The sequence below is a fragment of the Candidatus Hamiltonella defensa 5AT (Acyrthosiphon pisum) genome (genome assembly GCF_000021705.1).
GTDB lineage: Bacteria > Pseudomonadota > Gammaproteobacteria > Enterobacterales > Enterobacteriaceae > Hamiltonella > Hamiltonella defendens.
This window is the reverse complement of the sequence record NC_012751.1, coordinates 539,958-560,200: the sequence shown is the minus strand read 5'-3', so window position 1 is coordinate 560,200 and position 20,243 is coordinate 539,958. Positions and strand designations below refer to the sequence as shown.

At 38.5% G+C, this 20,243-nt stretch carries 20 protein-coding genes, 3 tRNA genes and 2 pseudogenes; 17 read left to right on the top strand and 8 right to left on the bottom strand.

Features of this window, described 5'->3' with window-relative positions:
- Window positions 1-44: 44 nt before the first annotated feature.
- The 10 genes and pseudogenes from HDEF_RS10860 (at window position 45) to pmbA (ending at window position 8,150) form a co-directional block, all read left to right on the top strand.
- Window positions 45-995 (top strand): TcfC E-set like domain-containing protein, encoded by a 951-nt coding sequence (locus HDEF_RS10860; RefSeq protein ID WP_425475046.1) that lies wholly within the window; start codon window positions 45-47, stop codon window positions 993-995.
- Complete coding sequence (locus HDEF_RS10855) at window positions 910-2,193, top strand: fimbria/pilus outer membrane usher protein (RefSeq protein WP_171770462.1); 1,284 nt, start codon at window positions 910-912, stop codon at window positions 2,191-2,193. Before HDEF_RS10860 ends, HDEF_RS10855 begins: the two co-directional genes overlap by 86 nt.
- Entirely contained in the window at window positions 2,190-2,870 is a 681-nt protein-coding gene (locus HDEF_RS02750) for a fimbria/pilus periplasmic chaperone (RefSeq protein ID WP_015873136.1), read from the top strand. The genes HDEF_RS10855 and HDEF_RS02750 overlap by 4 nt, the downstream gene beginning before the upstream one ends.
- Window positions 2,848-3,546 carry a hypothetical protein gene (locus tag HDEF_RS02745; RefSeq protein ID WP_234809440.1) on the top strand — a complete coding sequence of 233 codons (699 nt, stop codon included), beginning with the start codon at window positions 2,848-2,850 and terminating at the stop codon, window positions 3,544-3,546. Before HDEF_RS02750 ends, HDEF_RS02745 begins: the two co-directional genes overlap by 23 nt.
- 34 nt (window positions 3,547-3,580) lie before the next feature.
- Window positions 3,581-4,045, top strand: coding sequence for a hypothetical protein (locus tag HDEF_RS02740; protein ID WP_100103949.1), 465 nt, complete (start codon window positions 3,581-3,583; stop codon window positions 4,043-4,045).
- Between the two features lie 20 nt (window positions 4,046-4,065).
- Window positions 4,066-5,133: a hypothetical protein gene (locus tag HDEF_RS02735; protein WP_100103877.1), complete on the top strand. Its 1,068-nt coding sequence runs from the start codon at window positions 4,066-4,068 to the stop codon at window positions 5,131-5,133.
- 336 nt (window positions 5,134-5,469) lie between these two features.
- Window positions 5,470-5,802: a cell division protein ZapB gene (gene zapB, locus HDEF_RS02730; protein ID WP_234809439.1), complete on the top strand. Its 333-nt coding sequence runs from the start codon at window positions 5,470-5,472 to the stop codon at window positions 5,800-5,802.
- Window positions 5,803-6,038: 236 nt separating this feature from the next.
- Complete coding sequence (sdhE, locus tag HDEF_RS02725) at window positions 6,039-6,305, top strand: FAD assembly factor SdhE (RefSeq protein WP_015873131.1); 267 nt, start codon at window positions 6,039-6,041, stop codon at window positions 6,303-6,305.
- On the top strand, window positions 6,286-6,717 hold the full coding sequence (locus HDEF_RS02720) for a protein YgfX (RefSeq protein WP_015873130.1): 432 nt from the start codon (window positions 6,286-6,288) through the stop codon (window positions 6,715-6,717). Before sdhE ends, HDEF_RS02720 begins: the two co-directional genes overlap by 20 nt.
- A gap of 96 nt (window positions 6,718-6,813) precedes the next feature.
- A pseudogene (pmbA, locus tag HDEF_RS02715) lies at window positions 6,814-8,150 on the top strand (metalloprotease PmbA).
- Window positions 8,151-8,321: 171 nt separating this feature from the next.
- Here pmbA and purB read toward each other — a convergent pair.
- The 4 genes from purB to bamD all read right to left on the bottom strand — a co-directional run bounded on the left by purB (window position 8,322) and on the right by bamD (window position 12,081).
- A complete protein-coding gene (gene purB, locus HDEF_RS02710; RefSeq protein ID WP_015873129.1) occupies window positions 8,322-9,698 on the bottom strand; it encodes an adenylosuccinate lyase in 1,377 nt (458 codons plus the stop codon).
- Window positions 9,699-9,809: 111 nt separating this feature from the next.
- Window positions 9,810-10,904 (bottom strand): tRNA 2-thiouridine(34) synthase MnmA, encoded by a 1,095-nt coding sequence (mnmA, locus tag HDEF_RS02705; RefSeq protein ID WP_015873128.1) that lies wholly within the window; start codon window positions 10,902-10,904, stop codon window positions 9,810-9,812.
- Between the two features lie 55 nt (window positions 10,905-10,959).
- The gene (hpf, locus tag HDEF_RS02700) at window positions 10,960-11,313 is read right to left on the bottom strand and encodes a ribosome hibernation-promoting factor, HPF/YfiA family (RefSeq protein ID WP_015873127.1); all 354 of its coding nucleotides are present in this window, start codon (window positions 11,311-11,313) and stop codon (window positions 10,960-10,962) included.
- 39 nt (window positions 11,314-11,352) lie between these two features.
- Window positions 11,353-12,081, bottom strand: a complete 729-nt coding sequence (gene bamD, locus HDEF_RS02695) for an outer membrane protein assembly factor BamD (protein WP_015873126.1) — start codon at window positions 12,079-12,081, stop codon at window positions 11,353-11,355.
- A 131-nt stretch (window positions 12,082-12,212) separates the two neighbouring features.
- Between bamD and rluD the strand changes: the two genes are divergently transcribed.
- Entirely contained in the window at window positions 12,213-13,190 is a 978-nt protein-coding gene (gene rluD, locus HDEF_RS02690) for a 23S rRNA pseudouridine(1911/1915/1917) synthase RluD (RefSeq protein WP_015873125.1), read from the top strand.
- Window positions 13,191-13,195: 5 nt separating this feature from the next.
- A pseudogene (pgeF, locus tag HDEF_RS02685) lies at window positions 13,196-13,932 on the top strand (peptidoglycan editing factor PgeF).
- Window positions 13,933-13,944: 12 nt separating this feature from the next.
- Here the strand turns inward: pgeF and HDEF_RS02680 are convergent.
- From HDEF_RS02680 to bioH, 4 genes are all read right to left on the bottom strand, one after another.
- Window positions 13,945-14,021 (bottom strand) — tRNA-Pro (locus tag HDEF_RS02680).
- Window positions 14,022-14,159: 138 nt separating this feature from the next.
- Window positions 14,160-14,235: transfer RNA gene (locus HDEF_RS02670), tRNA-His, on the bottom strand.
- A gap of 8 nt (window positions 14,236-14,243) precedes the next feature.
- A tRNA-Arg gene (locus HDEF_RS02665) sits at window positions 14,244-14,320 on the bottom strand.
- A gap of 193 nt (window positions 14,321-14,513) precedes the next feature.
- A complete protein-coding gene (gene bioH / locus HDEF_RS02660; RefSeq protein WP_015873124.1) occupies window positions 14,514-15,293 on the bottom strand; it encodes a pimeloyl-ACP methyl ester esterase BioH in 780 nt (259 codons plus the stop codon).
- A 42-nt stretch (window positions 15,294-15,335) separates the two neighbouring features.
- On the opposite strand from bioH, the gene gntX reads away from it, so the two are divergent.
- The 5 genes from gntX to macA all read left to right on the top strand — a co-directional run bounded on the left by gntX (window position 15,336) and on the right by macA (window position 19,670).
- The gene (gene gntX / locus HDEF_RS02655; protein WP_015873123.1) at window positions 15,336-16,031 is read left to right on the top strand and encodes a DNA utilization protein GntX; all 696 of its coding nucleotides are present in this window, start codon (window positions 15,336-15,338) and stop codon (window positions 16,029-16,031) included.
- Window positions 16,032-16,084: 53 nt separating this feature from the next.
- Window positions 16,085-16,660, top strand: a complete 576-nt coding sequence (gene nfuA / locus HDEF_RS02650; RefSeq protein ID WP_015873122.1) for a Fe-S biogenesis protein NfuA — start codon at window positions 16,085-16,087, stop codon at window positions 16,658-16,660.
- A 225-nt stretch (window positions 16,661-16,885) separates the two neighbouring features.
- Window positions 16,886-17,287 carry an 8-oxo-dGTP diphosphatase MutT gene (mutT, locus tag HDEF_RS02645; RefSeq protein WP_015873120.1) on the top strand — a complete coding sequence of 134 codons (402 nt, stop codon included), beginning with the start codon at window positions 16,886-16,888 and terminating at the stop codon, window positions 17,285-17,287.
- Between the two features lie 43 nt (window positions 17,288-17,330).
- Window positions 17,331-18,491 (top strand): IscS subfamily cysteine desulfurase, encoded by a 1,161-nt coding sequence (locus HDEF_RS02640; protein WP_015873119.1) that lies wholly within the window; start codon window positions 17,331-17,333, stop codon window positions 18,489-18,491.
- A gap of 42 nt (window positions 18,492-18,533) precedes the next feature.
- Window positions 18,534-19,670, top strand: a complete 1,137-nt coding sequence (macA, locus tag HDEF_RS02635) for a macrolide transporter subunit MacA (protein ID WP_015873118.1) — start codon at window positions 18,534-18,536, stop codon at window positions 19,668-19,670.
- Window positions 19,671-20,243: the final 573 nt, after the last annotated feature.

Sequence of the window (20,243 nt, the reverse complement as noted above, 5' to 3'; positions counted from 1 at the left end):
TTGAATATTTAGTCCCTAAAGGGTTTTCGCCTTTTGAACAAGAAATGAATATGGAATTTTTAGGCATTTTGAATGCCGAGATTTTGCCCGGTAAATTTTATTTTTCAAAAGCATCGCAAAAACTGATTTTTGATAAAAAACAATTTCAAGAAAATGGATTAAACGATTCAACCATCAAAATTTTAGAAAAGGTTCTATTTCAACTGCCCTATCACAAATGCGCTCATGGCTGTGAGACTCTATTGATGGGATATCGAGTCATCTTCGATAAATTGAATCAATCTTTAAGCATCACTCACCATCAAAAGACGGTGATGCCTGAAACAACTTGGGGGCTGGTGCATAACCAGTCGTTTGATATCAGTGCGGCCAGTAATCATTACCGGGCTCTTTCCGCTGAAGGCCAAGGATATTTTGGCTTGCCAGGCCAATCTTTTGGTTATATCAACTGGTTTTATCATCAATGGCACAGAAAAAACCATGCCGATAGCCATCAAGGTTTTGGGAGCTGGTATTTACAAAAAAATTTTCCGAAAACGTATTTACGTTTCGGGCAAAAAAATAATTTAGATGCCTCCGCTGGAAGTATTCAGACCCTTACCAATCCTTGGTTAGATCAATTTATGACTTTTGGAAGCCAGCATTATTTATCACACCAGATCGATTCAGAAGACTCTTTGGTTCTTTATGCCAGCAGCCCAGGGCATTATGAGATTTATAGGGATAATCGCTTGATTAGGCAAATTCCGGCGCAGATAGGCCGAAATAGCATTAGTTACAATCAATTGCCGTCAGGTTATTACAGTGCAGATGTTCGTTTGGTTGATAATACGGGGCGAGAAATCACTAAAGAGAAGGTGACCATCAGTAACATTGATTATCAGGCTGCAAAAGGCTGGTTTGTGACGCTTGGCAAAACAAAAAAATTTAGTGCAATTAAGCCTAAGTCAACCGAAATTTGGGTTTCAATTCAATGGAACCGTATTGGGAGATGATCACCACCAATGGGGTGCGGAAGGCAATATATCGCGTTCTACCCAGATGAACGGAATAAAGATCAACACCACATTAGGTGTTATGGGAGGAGAAAAAGGTTTTGGGCATTATACACGTCTGAATGTGGGTAACAGCGTCATCGGTTATATCAGCCTCTCTTATTATCAACATCCCTATATTTCCGTTTATGCGCCAAGGCAACAGAGCCAATATCTGTCATACAGCCGGCATTTGGGTGATGTACAAATCACCTATCATTGGCAAGGTTCAAGCAGACAGAGCCAGCATCAAATACAGAGTTATTGGCAATGGAATTGCCAAAAATTTAATATGAGTCTTGCTGTAGATGTTGAAAAATCTCGTTCCAATAAAAGATCAGCAGGACAGGCAGACAATCATATAAGCTTATTTATCAATACTGTTCTGACGTTGACTCAAAGTCATGCCAATATTGATATCGGCTATCGAGATCGAGAATGGATGTTGAGTGCTCACTATCAAAAGGAAATTGAGCATGCGTATGGAAAAAGTACCTTTGGGATCACAGGCACTCAGCTTGGAAAAAGACCGAATTTTTCCGGCTATGTCCAGCATCATGGTACTCGAGGCAACTCATCGCTCAGCGCGGGGATAGATGACAAAATATATCATGCTCGCTTTCATTATGACGGCATGTTTGCAATGAATCAGAGCGGCATCGCGTTTGGACAAAGAAGCACCAGTGGCGTTGCGCTCTTGGTTAAAGCCCCCTCTGTGCCAGACACACCTTATCGCTTAAAGGTCGAGGGTTCGCCTATTTGGGGAGGTCATCTTTATGCCATTCCCATCTCAAAATATCGAGACGCGCTCTTTGCTCGTGCACAAAATGAGAATACGGATATGGATATGGATATTCAATTACCTGTTCGTATTACGCGTGCTCATCCTGGTCAAGTTTTTTCAGCTGAAGCAAAGGTCAGATTAAGCTTGCTGTACAACGGTTTTTTGATCGATGAACAAAAAAAACCGATCAGCGGTACAATTAAAGAAACAGGAGATCTGGTTTATCCAAATGGGTTATTTTCTATTCACTCTGATGTATTTCTAAAAGATCTTCAGGTTCAAAGTCATGAATTTGATTATTTGTGTGATCTCAAAACTCATACAGAACATTATTACCAATGTCAGAAAACGACGAATCATAAGGAAAATTTATGAATATAAAATGGAAGCCGCTTATTTTTTTATCCTGTTTTATAAATGCTCATTCAAACGCACAATTGATAGCCATTCCGAGTAGAATCAACCTAGAAGCCTTAGAGAAAGGTCAAACCGTTAAAGTCTTTAATAAAGGTGATGCCTCACTTTATTTAGAAGCAAAACTGTATCGTGTAGAAAACCCGGGCCATACCCCTGAATCACAAACCCTTATCGGGGAAATACCCCATCCTCAAATGATGTTTAATCCTGCTCGCATGAGTTTGGGGCCCAAACAAGAGCGTGATATTCATTTGATCCCTTTAAAATCGCCAGAGCAAGAGACGCTATATCGACTTTATATTACTCCTGTGACACAAACTAGGATCACAGGCACCAGAGATGAAAAAAAAGAGATGGCATTGACTGTCGGGATTGCTTATGGCGTTTTAATCCATTATTTGCCTGAAAAATCACTACAGAAAAGAGGATGGGAATATCAATGCCTAAAAGGGAAAGGGATTCAATTGACCACAACCGGAACAGTACAAAGCCCATTTCGTCATTTAAAGTCTCATCATAAAGAGCATATTTCTGAGACACAAAACGTTTATCCAGGAACCCCGGTTACTTTGCCTCGGATTAAAAAATTGACAGGGAAAGTTTTTAATGAAGATGTTCAAATTGACTGCTCTTAAGTATCAATATCAAAGATTATTTTTTTTGATGACATTTTCTATCAATAGTGCAGCAGTAATAGAGTTACAACCTCATATTTTAGAAATAAAAAACGAGCAGAGTTTTTTTGAAGTCATTAATAAAAGCCCTCATGTCGAATATGTTTTGGTGGAACTTTATTATTTAAATAATCCAGGTGTATTAGAAGAATCTCTAACGCCAATAGGTTTAATAAATTCGCCTTTATTATATGCGGCGCCCTTAAAATTCACTTTAGGTCCGCAACAGGTTGGCAAAATTTATTTAAAAACATTAAAAGCACCAGAAAAAGAACAGCTTTATCGATTAGCTGTAATACCAAAAACCTCTATGAAATTGCGTAGTTCGGAAATGAATGCGGTACTCAGTGTGAAACTGAGTTATATGGGATTAATTCGGCATTTACCAAAAAAAATCAAGCCTGATTGGAAGCATCGTTGTACGACAAATGGCGTAGAATTAAAAAACACAGGTAATATTCGACTCAGTTGGACTGATATTCAAAATGGAAATCAAAAAGTCAGACTGAATAATATTCATTTATATCCTGATCAAATTCATTTCATATCAGCGAGCGATCAAAAAAATATTTCACTGAAAGGGAAAGTCAATCATGAAAATTTTTATTTATTTTGCAAAAATAAGGATTCACTTTAGTTTTATTTTTTTGATTTTATTTTTTTCTCAAACCTTGGCAATCGAAACTGTAGAATTAGGTGAAGTTCATTTATCATTACAGGTCACCACAAGCCCGAAAATTTTTATAAAAAAATTAAACAACCTTGTCAGTACTGATTTAGAACTTAAAAATCATCCTCAGAACATATTCGAATATCAAATCACAGAGCCTTTTTTAGTTAAATTGACAAACAGCTCTGAGTATCAATTAAAACTTAAAACACCTTTAATTTTGGAAAAGCAAATAATATCTGGTTCTTCATCTGCTCAAGATTTTCTTAAAGCTGAAGTTCGATGGGGGAAAAAAAGAGATCATTTAAAAACACTTACTCAAGATCCTTTATTTTTTAAACAAGAAAATTCGTTGAATAATATTTCTGAAGAAACTTATTTTTTAAATATATCAACACAAGCAAATAAATCGATTTATGGAAAATATCAAGGGTCATTAATATTAATTTTTGAGCCCATGGCATAATAATAAAAATGAGAGTAAAAATGAAAATCAAAAAATTATTTTGGTTAGGATTGATTTTTTCGTCTATAACTCAAGCACAAGAAGACTTTTCTTTTTTTCCTTTAAGTCAACACTATTCTTCTTGTCAAATGAGATTATTGGCCGATCAAAGTATTCAAATTTCTTTTTCTGTCAATTTTAAAAAAAATTTATTTGATTTAAAAAATATCGACACCCATCGTTTTATGAAGATATCTCCTTCTAAATTGTCGCTTTATCTTTTTTTTTATCATCTTGATGGAAGCCCTGATCATCATATTAATCTCAGTGGGATACAAAATATTTCTTTTAATGGAATGACAGAGTTTTATATAACGCCGTATATTAATAATATGTATCAAGTGATATTGAAAAAAAATCCGGAATTTTCAAGTGAACAATATCATGTTCAATTGACTTTATTACCCAATACTTTAAAAAGACTCTCCGTAGGAATTGCAATCGGTGCGATATTGAAAGATTCGCACCAAAAAAAATGGCATTTAATCGATCATCAAGGGATTTCTTTTGGTGCATCAGGTCAATCTTGCGAACCTTTTTATCCTAAAAATCCACAGGTCCCTGTTCCTTTAAAAATAGATCCTAAATTTAAATTAAGTTCCACTTTATGGAAATTAAAAAAAGTGAATCTCGATAAGCTGAGAGAAAAAACCGATTCAGGTACCGGGCTCAAAGCTGAATTCATGAATACGACTCAAAATAAATTTTGCGTAAATTATGTGTCTTTAGGAACGGTGGCGAGAAAATATAGGGTGAGCGCTCGAAACCAAAATGGCTTGGATATAACTGGGCAGTTTTTTCAGTTAAAAGAGGAGAAAGAAAATCAATTGATTCATTATAAAATGGATTTTTATCATGAAGGCCCCACAAAAAATGATTTCTCGTTACCTAACGGTCATCAACAGATTCATTTAAAAAAGAATGACGAAAATCCTATCACCCAAATGTGCTGGGCTCCCGATATCACTTTGTTTAGTAGCGAGAGTACCGATCAAGGAAATTACTCGGATGTGCTACATTTTGTTATTACGCCTTATCTTGAAGAATAAGGAGTTTTGAAGAGGAGTCAACAGAGCAGATTCCCATGAATGGAGGTACAATCATCGATGAAAATATATGTCGGCATTTTAATTACCTCCGTATCAAATGATAAGTATGGAGTGCATCATGTTTGGGAGCTAATAAAAAACCAAAATTCTTATTATATATTTGAAATATATTGATATTTAATTATTTCCGATTAAAAATAGGATTAAACTGTTTACTTTAAATGTATTCATATCCATGTAATACTATCGAATATGAATAAATTCATCAGAGTAGGTGACGCCTACGAAAGCAGTCTGTGTGTCACTCAATAGTATATAGACACTCGCAGAATGGTGATGAATATCATCAGCCATTTTTTATTAATAAAGTTAGAACTATTTCCTTTATTAATAAATTTCATGGGCCTTAATCATAAAAAGGGGAAAGATATGTCATTGGAAGCTTTGGACCAATTGCAAGAAAAAGTTCAGAAAATGCTTGAAGCAAATGCCTTGTTACAAATGGAAATAGAAGAATTTAAAGAAAAGAATATTGTCTTAGAAGAAAAAATAAATGCTATTTCAGCTCAACAAAAAGATTTAGTAGATCAAAATAATGAGCTAAAACAAGAAAAAACCGTTTGGCAAAATCGTTTGAATTCGCTTTTAGGTAAGATGGATGATATTTAATCATTTGTATCTATAGAAAAAGTAGATCGCCGCTGATTCAGCGATATGATAGATATCTGCAAATCTTTTCAATTTAATATCGAAATAAAAAAAACTTTTTTTGAGATCTTCTTCACAAAATAAAAGAAAATATCTAAAACCTTCACTAAAAAATGGACTAATAGGTTTAGTCGTATAAAACTACATCAAAAAGAAGAAGACATTCTTTATATATCTAGATAAAAACTGAGCAAAAAATGAGAATTAACGACAAAGCCCATATTCGATGGGCCTGCAGACGCGGTATTCTCGAGTTAGATATTTCTATCATGCCATTTTTTGAATATGAATATGACAGCTTAAGTGATAAAGAAAAAAATTTATTTATCCGTTTGTTGGTTTGTGATGATGCCGATTTGCTTGATTGGTTAATGAACAAAAAGAAGCCTCAAGATAAAGAGTTAAGAAAAATAGTCCAGATTATTAGAAGGAAAAATAAAATCCGTGGGGCAATTTCAGTGTAAATTACAGGTTTCGCCTTTTACAAAATTATTTTCTTTTATTGTCTATACTCTGCTTGCATTAATAACTTTACTTGCACCATCTGGGCCAAAAGACTTTATTCCTTTTTACCTGATCATCATCATTTTTTTGGTTTTTGAATGTGTTTTAAGCCAGAAAAAAATAAGATCATATCAGGGTAAAATCATTTTTATGGCAGATAATAGGCTTCACTGGCTTGAACAGAATTGGCTTTTGATTAAAAAGCCATGGGCGCTTAGCCGTTATGGCCTCTTGCTTTTTTTAAAGCAAGAAGACACCAATGCCCAAAAAAATTTATGGCTGCTCTATGACAATATGTCTGAACCAGAATGGCGGCAGTTGCATCAATTTGTTTTTTTATTCGATGCCCGCTCATCTTGTTTATCAATATGAATTGACTGATTTTTTATTCGAATGATATTCACAAGAGGATGAAGAATATGGTAGTGAAAATTTTTAATAAACCCCTCTATTTATTGCGGCGGATCCATGCAAGTGACTCAAATAATAGAACAGCGTGACATACTCGAAAAAGCAGTTTCACAAGCCTTAGAACGGGCAATAGCTAAAGGGGCTTCTGCGGAGGTCTCAGTAACAAAAACAACAGGGATCAGTATCAGTACTCGTTTTTGTGAAGTAGAAAACCTGGAATTTAATAGTGATGGTGCTTTAGCCATCACTGTTTATGATAAGCAACGTAAAGGTAGTGCTTCTACAACGGATTTAAATCCCAAGGCGATTGATCAAACAGTGCAAGCGGCCCTGGACATCGCACATTATACTTCCTCCGATCCTTATTCTGGAATAGCTGAGGCTTCTTTACTGGCTTATCAAATAAAAGATTTAGATTTATTGTACCCTTCTGATTTAGATCCCGAAGCCGCCATTGCTCTTGCCTCAAGAGCAGAACAGGCCGCGTTGGCAGTGGATAAGCGTGTTACTAATACAGAAGGAGCAAATTTTAATAGCCACTGTAGCATCAAGGTTTTTGGCAGCACTCATGGGATGTTGCAAAGTTATTGTGGGAGCCGTCATTCTCTTTCCACTAGTGTGATTGCAGAATGTGATGGCCGTATGGAAAGGGATTATGCTTATACGCTAAGCCGTCGGATACAGGATCTGGCTAGCCCTGAGTGGGTTGGCAAAGAATCTGCCCGAAGAGCCCTTGCACGTTTATCACCAAAAAAATTATCCACAATTGAAGCCCCGGTCCTATTCGCAGCAGAAGCTGCCATAGGGTTATTTAAAAATCTGGTATCTGCTATCAGCGGCGGAAATATTTATCGCAAATCCAGCTTTTTATTGAATAAATTGAATCAGCAAATTTTACCGAATTGGTTCAATATTCTAGAATGCCCCCATACTTTAGGAGGCCTTGCTTCTGCGCCCTTTGATTCGGAGGGAGTCTGTACTTCTGAAAGAGAGATTGTGACAAAAGGGCGATTAAACACGTATCTTTTAGCGAGTTATTCAGCTCGAAAATTAGGCTATCAAAGCACGGGGCATGCGGAGGCATTCATAACTGGTATATCGAAGGCCAAGGAGAGAACTTTACACAAATGCTTCAAAAAATGAGCAAAGGTTTAGTTGTCACGCAATTGATGGGTCAAGGTGTCAATATTGTAACGGGTGATTATTCACGTGGGGCCTCGGGCTTTTGGGTTGAAGATGGGGTGATTCAATATCCAGTGAGTGGTATTACCATCGCTGGAAATTTAAAAGAGATGTTTTTAAATATGGTTAGCATAGGGAGTGACATTGAAACCCGAAATACTATTCAATGCGGTTCAGTTCTTCTTTCTGACATGAAGATAGCAGGTGAATGATTTAGTGGTGAGAATAATAAAAAATTATTCAATACTCTGTAAAACTTGCTCTTAATCTGCGATCTGAATGCGACGTATCCAGATCAGCTTATTGTAAAAAAATAACATCGATATAAAAGCAAAACTGGACTTTATTCTGAAGACTTAAAGAAAAAAGCCAAACGTGGATTTTTAATGATCTAACATTTCTTTCGTCAATAAAAGCGCCAAGCCGAGATAGTTCTGTGGCGTCATGTTTTTTAAGCGTTTTTTTTCTTCTGCTGGTAAAGCTAGAGTATCAATAAAAGAATGTAACTTCGCCTCATCAATTTTTTTTCCGTGAGTCAATGCCTTAAGCCTTTCATAAGGTTCAGGAACACCATAACGACGCATCACAGTTTGAATAGGTTCTGCTAATACTTCCCAAGTATCTGATAATTCTTCTAACAAATGAATTTGGTTGATCTCTAGCTTACTGAGCCCTTTTAGGGTCGCATCATACGCAATCAGAGAATAGGCCAATCCGACGCCTAAATTACGCAACACAGTAGAATCTGTAAGATCTCTCTGCCAACGTGATATCGGTAATTTTCTAGCCAGATGATTTAATAACGCATTCGCTAAACCAAGGTTACCTTCGGAATTTTCAAAATTAATAGGATTCACTTTATGCGGCATGGTAGAAGAACCAATTTCTCCCTCCGCGGTTTTTTGTTTGAAATGACCTAAAGCAATATAACCCCAGATGTCACGGTCAAAATCAATTAAAATAATGTTAAATCGAGAGATACAATCAAAAAGTTCCGCAATATAATCATGCGGTTCAATTTGAGTCGTATAGGGATTCCAATCAATACCCAAAGATTTTACCAAGTCTTTGCTCAATGCTGGCCAATCTATTTTTGGATAAGCGGCAATATGGGCGTTGTAATTTCCTACTGCTCCATTTATTTTTCCTAAAATTTTTATTTGTGACAATTGTTGAAACTGTCGTTCCATCCGAAAAACCACATTCGCAAACTCCTTTCCCATAGTTGAGGGTGTCGCAGGCTGTCCATGTGTGCGTGACAGTAAGGGTATGCTTGAGTATTGGGCCGCTTTTTCTTTTATCGTGTCAATGATTTTTCGCCAAGCAGGTAAAATGCTTTGCTCTCGAGCGGTTTTTAACATTAATGCATGTGATAAATTGTTGATATCCTCAGAAGTACAGGCAAAATGAATGAATTCAGAAACCTCCTTTAGTGCTGGTATGACTCTCATTTTTTCTTTTAAAAAATATTCCACAGCTTTGACGTCATGTTGAGTTATCTTTTCTATTTCTTTGATGCAAAAAGCGTCTTTTTCATCAAATTCATCAACAATTTTATCCAAAAAAATTTGGGTCTCCTCGTTAAAAGGAGGCACTTCTTGTATCCCTTCAGCATCAGATAATGCTTTAAACCAAGCTATTTCAACTTGTACCCGACATTTTAAAAGACCAAATTCACTAAAAATATTTTCTAAATTTTTAATTTGATTTCGGTACCGCCCATCAATAGGTGATATTGCTGTTAAAACAGATAATTCCATTGTGACTCCTGAAGCGTCGATCATGAGACTATGATTTTTTTGCTTATGTTCATAAAGAGATGACAAAACAATATGAATTGTAAACGCTGTTCTGCCAAATAATGGTTCGTGTCAGAGACGCTTTTCAATAATGCCTCCACCAAGGCAAAGTTCATTTTGATAAAACACGACGGATTGACCAGGAGTTACGGATGAAACAGGATGTTCAAAACGCACAACAGATTGATCCTGCTCCACTATGATCTCGGCCCGGATGTCTTCTTGGCGATAACGTGTCTTGAGCACGCATCTATAAGGTGATTTAGTTGGAGGTGAATTGACCCAATGTAATTGTTGAGCTATCAGGCCTTTCGACATCAGTAGAGGGTGCAGAGGATTTTGAGCTACCAATAAAATATTGTTTTTAATATCTTTATCCACGACATACCAAGGGGCTTCACCTTCTCCTTTTGTTCCACCTATTCCTAGACCTTTACGCTGACCTAAAGTGTGATACATCAACCCCTGATGCTGGCCGATATGTTTTCCATCTACGGTCATGATAGAGCCTTTTTGACCAGATAAATATTGGCTAAGAAAATCACGAAATTTACGCTCTCCAACAAAACAAATCCCCGTGGAATCTTTTTTCTGTGCATTGACCAGATTCAGCTTTTTAGCGATATCTCGCACTTCGGATTTTTTTAATCCGCCGATAGGAAAAAGGCAATTAGCCAACTGTTGTTGACCAATCGTATAGAGAAAATAACTTTGATCTTTATTTTCGTCGATTCCCCGTAACAAAAAGTGCTGCCCGTTATTGCTTTGATGACGTACATAATGGCCTGTAGCAATATAATCCGCTCCCAGATCTTGTAAAGCGAATTCAAGAAAAGCTTTAAACTTGATTTCTTTATTACACAAAATGTCAGGATTAGGCGTCCTGCCTGCTCGATATTCCGCTAAAAAAAGCGTAAAAACCTGATTCCAATATTCAGCCGAAAAATTAACGGTATGTAATTCAATATTGAGTTTATCGCACACAGCTTGTGTATCTGACAAATCAACGGCAGCGGCACAATACAGTTCATTGTCATCTTCTTCCCAATTTTTCATAAACAAGCCACAAACCTGATAGCCTTGTTCTAAGAGCAAGTAGGCCGCCACGGAAGAATCTACGCCGCCAGACATTCCCACAACGACTTTTTTGCTATTTTTATTTGACATGATTTTTTGTTTTTTAATAAAAAATAAATCTGTTCTAAAGGGTAAAAACTTCTATTTATTCTTCTCCTTCTTCTTTTCCTCCCTCCCCTTCGTATTCAATATCTTTAACATTTTTAATGTTGCGACGGGATTCTTCTTTATGTTGTATTTTATTTAACTGACGTTCAAGCTTATTGAAAACCTCATTAATGGCAGCATACATATCGGGATCTTCGGCACTGGCAAATAAAGATCGATGAGGAACCCCTATTGTGACATCTACCTTAAAGCCATTTCGGGCTTTATTCATCACAACACGTGCATGAATCAGTTGCGCTTTCCATTTATCAAGTTTTTTAAAACGTTCATTAATACGTTCACTTATGGAAGGAGTAATATCGATATCTTTACCAGTAATGTTCACGATCATAAGGCTTAACCTCTTATTTTTTAGAAGGATATGAAAGAATTATGATTTAATATCAATGAGTTTAGCCACTTTATCGGCCTGTTCGTGAAGCTGTAATTTTCGATATGCCTGTTCCATCAAAGGCAGTGCCGTTCGAGTCGCTTGAGTATCGGGATAATTTTTAAGCATTTCTTCTACGCGATTGATGACTGCCACGTATGCTTCACGTTTAATGTAATATTGAACGACAGCTAATTCATGCGTGGCCAAACGATCTTTTAAAAAAATCAATCGTTTTTGAGCATCTGCTAAATATGTGCTGTTTGGATGATATTGAATTAACTGTTGGAAATCACGGAAAGCCCTTAGGGCGTGCTCTGGGTCTCGATCCGAACGGTCTACCCCAAAAAAATTCTGGAGTTGATTTTCGTCCAGACCCATTTCAGTTAAGCCTCTCAAATATAGTACGTAGTCAATATTGGGGCTAGTGGGATTAAGACGAATAAAACGGTCTATAGAAGCTTGAGCTAAGGCAAGTTGATCTGATTTATAATAAGCATAAATGAGATCAAGTTGTACTTGTTGCGAGTACCCGCCGAAAGGAAAGCGCGTATCCAATGCCTCGAGTTGCGTAATCGCTTCTCTAAAATTTCCTTCCGATAATGCTTTTTGAGCGACTGCATACAGCTCAGAGGCAGGTTGATCCGGCACAATCCGTTTATTTTTGCTACAAGCAGAGAGAGTCAAAGCAAAAATCGAGGGGATCACTAAATGTTTAATAAATTTCATGACGTTTTGATTATCCTCAAAATGTTATTTAGTAAAGGATCGATTAGGTTCCGGAAAGATATGTCATTAAAATGATAGGTTACATTAAACAGCCCAACCGTCACAACCCAAGGTGAACAAAGAAGCGATCTATGACACAAAAAATACAACTCAATACGACAGTGTGTGAATCACAACTGGGCCAACGATTAGATCGGGCTTTGGCTGAACTTTTCCCCACGTATTCACGATCTCGCATCAAAGAATGGATTTTGGCCCATCAGGTTACTGTCAATGGGATAACAAAGAGTATCCCTAAAGAAAAAGTATTAGGTGGAGAACACATCGAAATTCATACTTATATTGAGGAGAATAAACGATGGATGCCACAAAAAATCCCTTTAAATATTATTTATGAAGATACGGATATTTTAGTGATTAATAAACCCTCAGGCTTGGTGGTTCATCCAGGTGCAGGAAATCCTGATCACACCATATTGAATGCGCTTTTGGATTATTACCCTGATATTACTCATGTTCCAAGAGCCGGCATAGTTCATCGTTTAGATAAAGATACGACAGGCTTGATGGTGATAGCAAAAACACTTCGCGCGCAGACCAGTTTGGTCGATGCCTTGCAAGCGCGTTTAGTCACGCGTGAGTATGAAGCGATTGCAGTCGGTCATATCACAGCAGGGGGCAGCATTAATGAACCTATCGCTCGACATAAAAGTAAGCGTACTCATATGGCTGTCCATCCGCTAGGGAAATCTGCGGTCACACATTATCGTATTTTGCAACATTTTCGAGCTCATACCCGATTGCGGTTGCGTTTAGAAACAGGGCGTACGCATCAAATTCGGGTTCATTTTTCTTATATTCATCATCCTTTAGTCGGCGATCCGTTGTATGGCCGACGTTTGCGTCAGCCAAAAGGTGCTTTAGAGAAGCTCATTGAAACTTTAAGCGCTTTTAAGCGGCAAGCACTTCATGCCACTATGTTGCGTTTACATCACCCTATTACTCAGATTGAAATGGAGTGGCATGCTGATTTACCTCAAGATATGCTTGATTTGATCAGTGCTCTCAACGCAGATCAAGAGGCCTTTTGCCAAAAAGAGGAACAATAAAAAAGATGTTACTCATTCCTGATTGGCCCGCCTCCATTAACGTCAGATCCTACAGCACGACACGTCAGGGAGGTGTGAGTTTGCCACCTTATCATTCCTTCAATTTGTCAACTCATGTGGGTGATAATCGTGATCACGTAGAAAAAAATCGCCAGAAATTGTTTCTAGAGGCTGATCTACCTCACATGCCTATTTGGTTAAATCAGGTACACGGTCATACGGTTTTAAATCTAGAGGGAAGATCGCGAACTCAGGAAGTACAGGCAGACGCCGTTTATACGCGTCTGCCAGGTCAAGTGTGCTCCGTGATGACGGCTGATTGTTTGCCTGTACTCCTAACCAGTTTCGCATCAAATGAAGTCGCTGCGGTTCATGCGGGTTGGAGGGGTCTTGGCAGGGGTATCCTAGAAAAAACGGTGGCTCACAATTTTGTGCTCAGCCTTCTACCATTATGGCATGGCTCGGCCCGGCAATCGGGCCAAAAAATTTCATAGTAGGCGAGGAGGTGCGCACGCTTTTTATCCTTAAAGATAAAAAGTCCGCTTTCGCTTTTACAGCCTTGGATGATGGTCGTTATTTGGCAGATATTTATTGTCTGGCTCGGTTATGTTTGCGAGCGCTTGGGGTTGATGCCATTTATGGTGGGAATGATTGTACGGTCGAAAATCCAGAAAAATTTTTTTCTTATCGGGCTTCCCAAGGGGTGACTGGACGCATGGTGAGTTTAATTTGGTTCGGCTGAATATGATCAATTTGGTCGGCGAGAGAGGATTCGAACCTCCGACCCACTGGTCCCAAACCAGTTGCGCTACCAGGCTGCGCTACTCGCCGCTTTTTATTTTATTTTTTTGTGGTGCGAAGGGAGGGAGTTGAACCCTCACATCCTGAAGATACTAGCACCTGAAGCCAGCGCGTCTACCAATTCCGCCACCATCGAATCTTAATTTATTTATTTGGCATGAATTACTTTGGGGTGGCTAATGGGACTCGAACCCACGACAACTGGAATCACAATCCAGGGCTCTACCAACTGAGCTATAGCCACCATAAAAATGGTGCGCCCGACAGGATTCGAACCTGAGGCCTCTGCCTTCGGAGGGCAGCGCTCTATCCAGCTGAGCTACGGGCGCTCTCGCGCCTTTGCGGGGGGGGATACTACGGTTTTCAGGCACATATGTCTAGTTATTTTGAAAAGAAATAGCCGACCAGAAAATTTATAGTGGTGCTTCCGTTAGGTAAAGTAATTTGTAAAATTGAACGATTAACTGACAAAGAGTTTACTGATCACATAAAACCTGGGTATTCCAGTAAAATTATTGCAGCCTAATGAGAAAAATATTTCTGATAAAAATACAGTATCACTTCTAAAAAATCATCTGTATGAGAAATAAAAGGCACATGAGCAGACTGATGCATGATAACAGATTCAGTGTGAGGCCAAGCCTCATCCAATAATTCAGCTATCTTACAGGGCACTAACGCATCTAACTTACCATAAATACGCAAAAACGGCACAGAAATAGCATTTAGGCTGTCACGCATGTCGGTATACCGTAATATTTTCAAACCCGCTTTAAGTACTTCTTTTTTTGGTAAAGGTCGACTGAATAAAAAAGATTTTAAAGATGTTGTATCTCGCTGACTGTTGAGCGTGCCTAATGTTTGAAGCAATAAAAATTGCTCTAGCGTATTCTGTAAATGATCCTCTAATTTTTGTTCAAAACACGACAAAACCTGCCATGATATTCTAGGCCATTGATGTTGAGAAACAAAACAAGGAGAACTGCAAACCGTGATTAAAGCAAGAACACGTTCAGGATACCTCAGAGCAATCTCACTGGCGATGCATCCGCCCATTGACCAACCTAGCCATATTGCCTGTGGCGGCGCTTTTTTTAAAACCGTTTCTGATATTTCAGGAAGGGTAAAACTCTCTTCACTCTGACTGAAGCCATAGCCAGGGAGGTCAAATAAATGCAATCGGAAATGCGAACCGAATCTGTTTATAATGTAACGCCATGCATTCGAATTCATTCCCCATCCGTGCAACATCACAAAATCGAGTTTTCCTTCGCCGCAGCTGTATCTATATAGGTTTTTCATCCGTATATTATACAGATTATTGGTCAAAAAGATTTTATGCTTATGTTAAACCTTATTAGCCATTGTTGGATATGTCAGATGCCATTGTATTTATCTCATCATGGGCTTTGCTCTGTTTGTACGCGCCATTTGCCTAAGCTATGCTCCTGTTGTCTACAATGTGGTTTGCCTTCAACAAATCCTTCTTTAGCTTGCGGACGTTGCTTAATTGCACCTCCCTTGTGGAATAGCATTACCTTTGTCAGTTTTTACGAACCACCTTTAAGCGTGTTAATTCAAAAAATGAAATTTCAAGGCATGACATCCTTAGCGTTAGTGTTGGCTCGTTTATTATTACTACGATGGCGAGATCTCTGGCGTGATGGCAACATAAAAAAACCCAGTCGCATTATCAGCGTGCCTTTGCATGTCAGACGTTGCTGGCGGCGCGGATTTAATCAAAGCGATCTATTAGCCCGCCCGTTAGCTCGTTGGTTAAATTGTGATTATCAATCGGATTGTTTGACTCGTTTACGTCCCACTCCATCACAACGACATTTAAACGCATCCAAGAGAAAAAAAAATTTAAGAGGGGCATTTCAATCTCATTTATCTCTAAAAGGCCAGAGTGTCGCTTTAGTAGACGACGTCGTCACCACAGGTAGCACCATTAATGAAATCTCAGAGCTGCTTATAAAAGAAGGAGTGGCTTCATTACAAATTTTATGTATTTGCCGCACCTTGTCGTTCGGGCATTGATACGCGTATCATAAAAAAGAAAATGTAAAACAATTAAATTGAGTTCACATATGATGATTACCATAACAGAAGCTGCACAAAACCACTTTGTTAAACTTTTATCCAGCCAACCTGAAGGAACGCAAATTCGCGTTTTCGTTGCCAATCCTGGTAAGCCGACAGCCGAATGTGGCGTGTCTTATTGCCCGGCCGACAGCGTTGAAAGTGCTGACACTCATCTCAAATTCAACCTGTTTTCTGTTTTCGTTGATCCAATTAGTGCACCCTATTTAAATGAAGCGGCGATTGATTTTGTGACTGACGAGCTGGGTTCTCAACTCACTTTAAAGGCGCCGAATGCTAAAGTGCGTAAAGTGGCTGATGATGCTCCTTTAATCGAACGAGTCGATTATGTTCTGCAATCACAAATTAATCCCCAATTAGCAAATCATGGAGGTCGCGTGACCTTAATGGAAATTACAGATGATGCTTTTGCTGTTTTACAATTTGGAGGGGGTTGTAATGGTTGCTCAATGGTAGATGTCACTTTAAAAGAAGGAATTGAAAAGGAATTATTGCAACAATTCCCTGAGCTCAAAGGCGTCAAAGATCTGACAGAGCATCAGCGTGGGGAACATTCCTTTTATTAAATTATTCAGTCTCAGCAAATCAGATAGTCTCTCACGGTAATCGTATTTAATTGGTGAATCCGGGAGTCAAAAGCCGTAGAAAAGATAGAAAAGATAATCATTACTTTAACAACCGCGCTGAGCCGCCCAGTTTTTATCAACACTGAGTGAATTCTGTTTACTCAGACAGTGATGTTAAGTGATCACAAGATACCCCATTAATTTTACTGTTTTATAAGAGGGCCCATGAAAGAGGTAAAAAAGATTGATGTCGCGATAGGGATTATTCAGGATACACAAAAAAAAATATTTATTACTCAACGACATAAAAACGTACATTTTGCAGGTTTTTGGGAATTTCCCGGAGGGAAAATTGAAAAAAACGAAACCCCTGATATCGCATTAGCAAGGGAATTGTTTGAAGAAACTCGTATTACTGTACGAAGTGCTTCTCTGCTTCAAATGAAAAAAGAGATTCACGATGATCTCATCATCTGTCTTTATTTTTATTTAGTGGAAGAATGGGAAGGTGAGCCCTGTGGTTATGAAGGTCAGAAAGGCAAATGGGTCAATAAATCCGAACTATCAGCACTACGCTTCCCTCCTGCAAACGACTCCGTTATTACAACATTGTTATTGCAAAAATAATAAAATATCTGCGTTATTCTCGGTTAGAAATAAAGGTATTTTCATGAAACGCCCGATTTACCTGGATTATTGTGCGACGACACCGGTTGATAAACGAGTAGCCGATAAAATGATGTCGTTTTTAACCATAGAGGGCACCTTTGGAAATCCTGCTTCCAGATCTCATTTTTTTGGCTGGCAGGCAGAAGAGGCTGTGGATATTGCGCGTAACCAAATTGCTTCATTACTGGGTGCGGATGCGCGCGAAATTATTTTCACCTCTGGTGCAACAGAATCTAATAATCTTGCCATTAAAGGGACGGCACATTTTTATAAAAAAAAAGGGAAACATATTGTGACCTGCCAAACAGAACACAAATCTGTTTTGGATAGCTGTGCACAACTTGAAAGGGAAGGCTTTTCGGTGACTTATTTGTCACCCAAAAGTAATGGTTTAATCGATTTAGAAAAATTTGAATCCGCGCTCAAAAAAAATACGATTTTAGTGTCTGTTATGCACGTAAACAATGAAACTGGCGTGATACAAAATATTGCGCATATAGGTCGAATTTGTCGCGAAAAAGGGATCTTTTTTCATGTGGATGCGGCTCAAAGCGCAGGGAAATTGCCTATCAATTTATCTCAGTTATCTGTTGATTTCATGTCTATTTCGGCTCATAAAATGTATGGCCCTATGGGAATTGGTGCCCTATTTGTCCGTCGAAAACCCGCTGTGCATCTTGAGCCTCTTCAACATGGCGGTGGGCATGAGAGAGGCCTGAGATCAGGCACTTTACCTGTTCATCAAATTGTCGGGATGGGAGAAGCGTGCCGTATTGCTGAGGCAGAAATGTCCGCACAATCAGATAAAATGAACATTTTAGGTGATCAATTATGGTATGGCCTTCAGCATCTTGATCACATTTATCTGAATGGCGATCTCAAAAATAAAGTTCCTCACATTTTTAACATCAGCTTTGGAGGAATCAATGGAGAGGCTTTGATCCTTTCTTTAAAAGATTTGGCGGTTTCTTCTGGTTCCGCATGTATCTCAAGCACTGTAACGTCTTCTTATGTACTCCGTGCATTGGAGGTCAGTGATGAATTGGCCCAAAGTACCATTCGTTTTTCTTTTGGTCGATTTACCACCCAAAAAGAAATAGAATACGCTATTGAATTAATACCTCAATATGTTCTTGGCTTACGAAAAGTGTTAAGTCAATGATAAAAAGATATAAATAAACGACAGATAAAAAAAGAGAAACGAATGAATCTGATTTGGCTCAAAAAACTCAATAAAAAAGTGATAGTTATCCCTCTCATTTTACTGATGTCGGGTTTTTTTGTCATACGTTTTCAAATGAAACCGGCTGAAATTCAATATAAAACGGTCTCCGTGACCCAGGGTGATATCGTACAAAGCGTTCTCGCAACAGGTAAGCTCGATGCATTGCGAAAAGTTGACGTCGGTGCTCAGGTCAGTGGTCAACTTCAGCACCTGTATGTCAAAATTGGAGATAAGGTAAAGCAGGGGCAATTATTGGGAATGATAGATCCTCAAAAGGCAAAAAATCAAATCAAAGAAGTGGCTGCCGCTTTAGAGGATCTGAATGCACAATCGGCACAGGCGGAAGCAGAAAAAAAATTAACTCTATTAACTTTAAATCGTCAAAAAAATCTGGCCAGACTAAAGCTGATTTCACCGCAAGATATCGATCAAACCGAAACGGATTTAGCGGTGAGAAAGGCAAAAATAGAGATGATTAAAGCTCAAATTAATAGAACCAGAATCAGCCTGGATACTGCCAATTTAAATTTAGAATACACCAAAATCTCTGCGCCCATGAGCGGTGAAGTGGTGCAAATTACTACCCTGGAGGGGCAAACAGTCATTGCCACTCAGCAGGTTCCTAACATCCTGACTTTGGCTGATATGAGCACGATGTTAGTCAATACTCAAGTGTCTGAAGCCGATATCATTCATTTAAAACCTGGATTAAAAATCTCATTTACTATATTGGGGGATCCCAATAAACATTTTGAGGGGGTATTAAAAGATATTCAGCCGACCCCTGAAAGCATCAATGATGCCATTTTTTATTCTGCACGTTTTGAAGTCCCTAATTCTAAAGGTTTATTACGTTTAAAAATGACAGCTCAGGTATCTATTCAATTGGCGGAAGCTCGAAAGGCTATGCTGATGCCATTATCTGCGTTGGGCAATCAAATAGATGGTAACCGCTATCAGGTCTCTGTCTTAGTTAAGGATAAAGACAATAAAAATCAAGAAGAGACGCGTGAAGTCACGATTGGCATTCGTAATAATCTGAATGTACAAATCCTTTCTGGCCTAAAGCTGGGTGAAAAAGTGATCATCAGCCGTTTTAATTCTGAGGATATATAATGTCCTTATTACTTGAACTTGTGCGACGTGAAAGTTGCACCACAGAAGTCCCTTGAAAAAGGGTAAGGTTGATCCGAAACCTTATTGCCACTTACTCGGTGCAAGAGGAGTAATTCTCTTGTGCTAAGCGAGAATGAAAGCCTAACTAAAGTATTAAGCTGAATAAGAAATAGGGGCAAGGCAAAACTGAAATGGGTTGAATAAAGTGAATCTCCGTTATTAAAATGTCGTAAGCAAGTAAAACACGAAATCAGATGTGACGTGTTATGGGGAAGTTTAACGACAGTTAGAAACGGGTAAAGAAGAGTGTTCGTTCTTTACGACGGATCCCGTTCCCCGGCATAGAGGAGGCAGCCCACTCAATGTATCTTCATGGTGTGAAACACGGTAACCCCATTAATCTTTTAGTGTTGATGTAAATACTAAGAGACAGTGGGCATAAGACGTTCCAAAAAGCGAAGGCAATCAGCCGAAAGGCAACTGGAAATCATAACAGGATTGATAGAGGTAATTACTTTACTCTGAAAAGAGGCTGACGTGGAACGGGTGACTTACCCATATAATCCTTTACCA

Bases quoted from the DNA above. Each gene is read 5' to 3' on its own strand.
- HDEF_RS10860 (WP_425475046.1), top strand. From the start codon at position 45: ATGAATATGGAATTTTTAGGCATTTTGAATGCCGAGATTTTGCCCGGT.
- HDEF_RS02750 (WP_015873136.1), top strand. From the start codon at position 2,190: ATGAATATAAAATGGAAGCCGCTTATTTTTTTATCCTGTTTTATAAAT.
- HDEF_RS02745 (WP_234809440.1), top strand. From the start codon at position 2,848: ATGTTCAAATTGACTGCTCTTAAGTATCAATATCAAAGATTATTTTTT.
- HDEF_RS02735 (WP_100103877.1), top strand. From the start codon at position 4,066: ATGAAAATCAAAAAATTATTTTGGTTAGGATTGATTTTTTCGTCTATA.
- zapB (WP_234809439.1), top strand. From the start codon at position 5,470: ATGAATATCATCAGCCATTTTTTATTAATAAAGTTAGAACTATTTCCT.
- sdhE (WP_015873131.1), top strand. From the start codon at position 6,039: ATGAGAATTAACGACAAAGCCCATATTCGATGGGCCTGCAGACGCGGT.
- purB (WP_015873129.1), bottom strand. From the start codon at position 9,698: ATGGAATTATCTGTTTTAACAGCAATATCACCTATTGATGGGCGGTAC.
- mnmA (WP_015873128.1), bottom strand. From the start codon at position 10,904: ATGTCAAATAAAAATAGCAAAAAAGTCGTTGTGGGAATGTCTGGCGGC.
- hpf (WP_015873127.1), bottom strand. From the start codon at position 11,313: ATGATCGTGAACATTACTGGTAAAGATATCGATATTACTCCTTCCATA.
- bamD (WP_015873126.1), bottom strand. From the start codon at position 12,081: ATGAAATTTATTAAACATTTAGTGATCCCCTCGATTTTTGCTTTGACT.
- rluD (WP_015873125.1), top strand. From the start codon at position 12,213: ATGACACAAAAAATACAACTCAATACGACAGTGTGTGAATCACAACTG.
- bioH (WP_015873124.1), bottom strand. From the start codon at position 15,293: ATGAAAAACCTATATAGATACAGCTGCGGCGAAGGAAAACTCGATTTT.
- gntX (WP_015873123.1), top strand. From the start codon at position 15,336: ATGTTAAACCTTATTAGCCATTGTTGGATATGTCAGATGCCATTGTAT.
- nfuA (WP_015873122.1), top strand. From the start codon at position 16,085: ATGATTACCATAACAGAAGCTGCACAAAACCACTTTGTTAAACTTTTA.
- mutT (WP_015873120.1), top strand. From the start codon at position 16,886: ATGAAAGAGGTAAAAAAGATTGATGTCGCGATAGGGATTATTCAGGAT.
- HDEF_RS02640 (WP_015873119.1), top strand. From the start codon at position 17,331: ATGAAACGCCCGATTTACCTGGATTATTGTGCGACGACACCGGTTGAT.
- macA (WP_015873118.1), top strand. From the start codon at position 18,534: ATGAATCTGATTTGGCTCAAAAAACTCAATAAAAAAGTGATAGTTATC.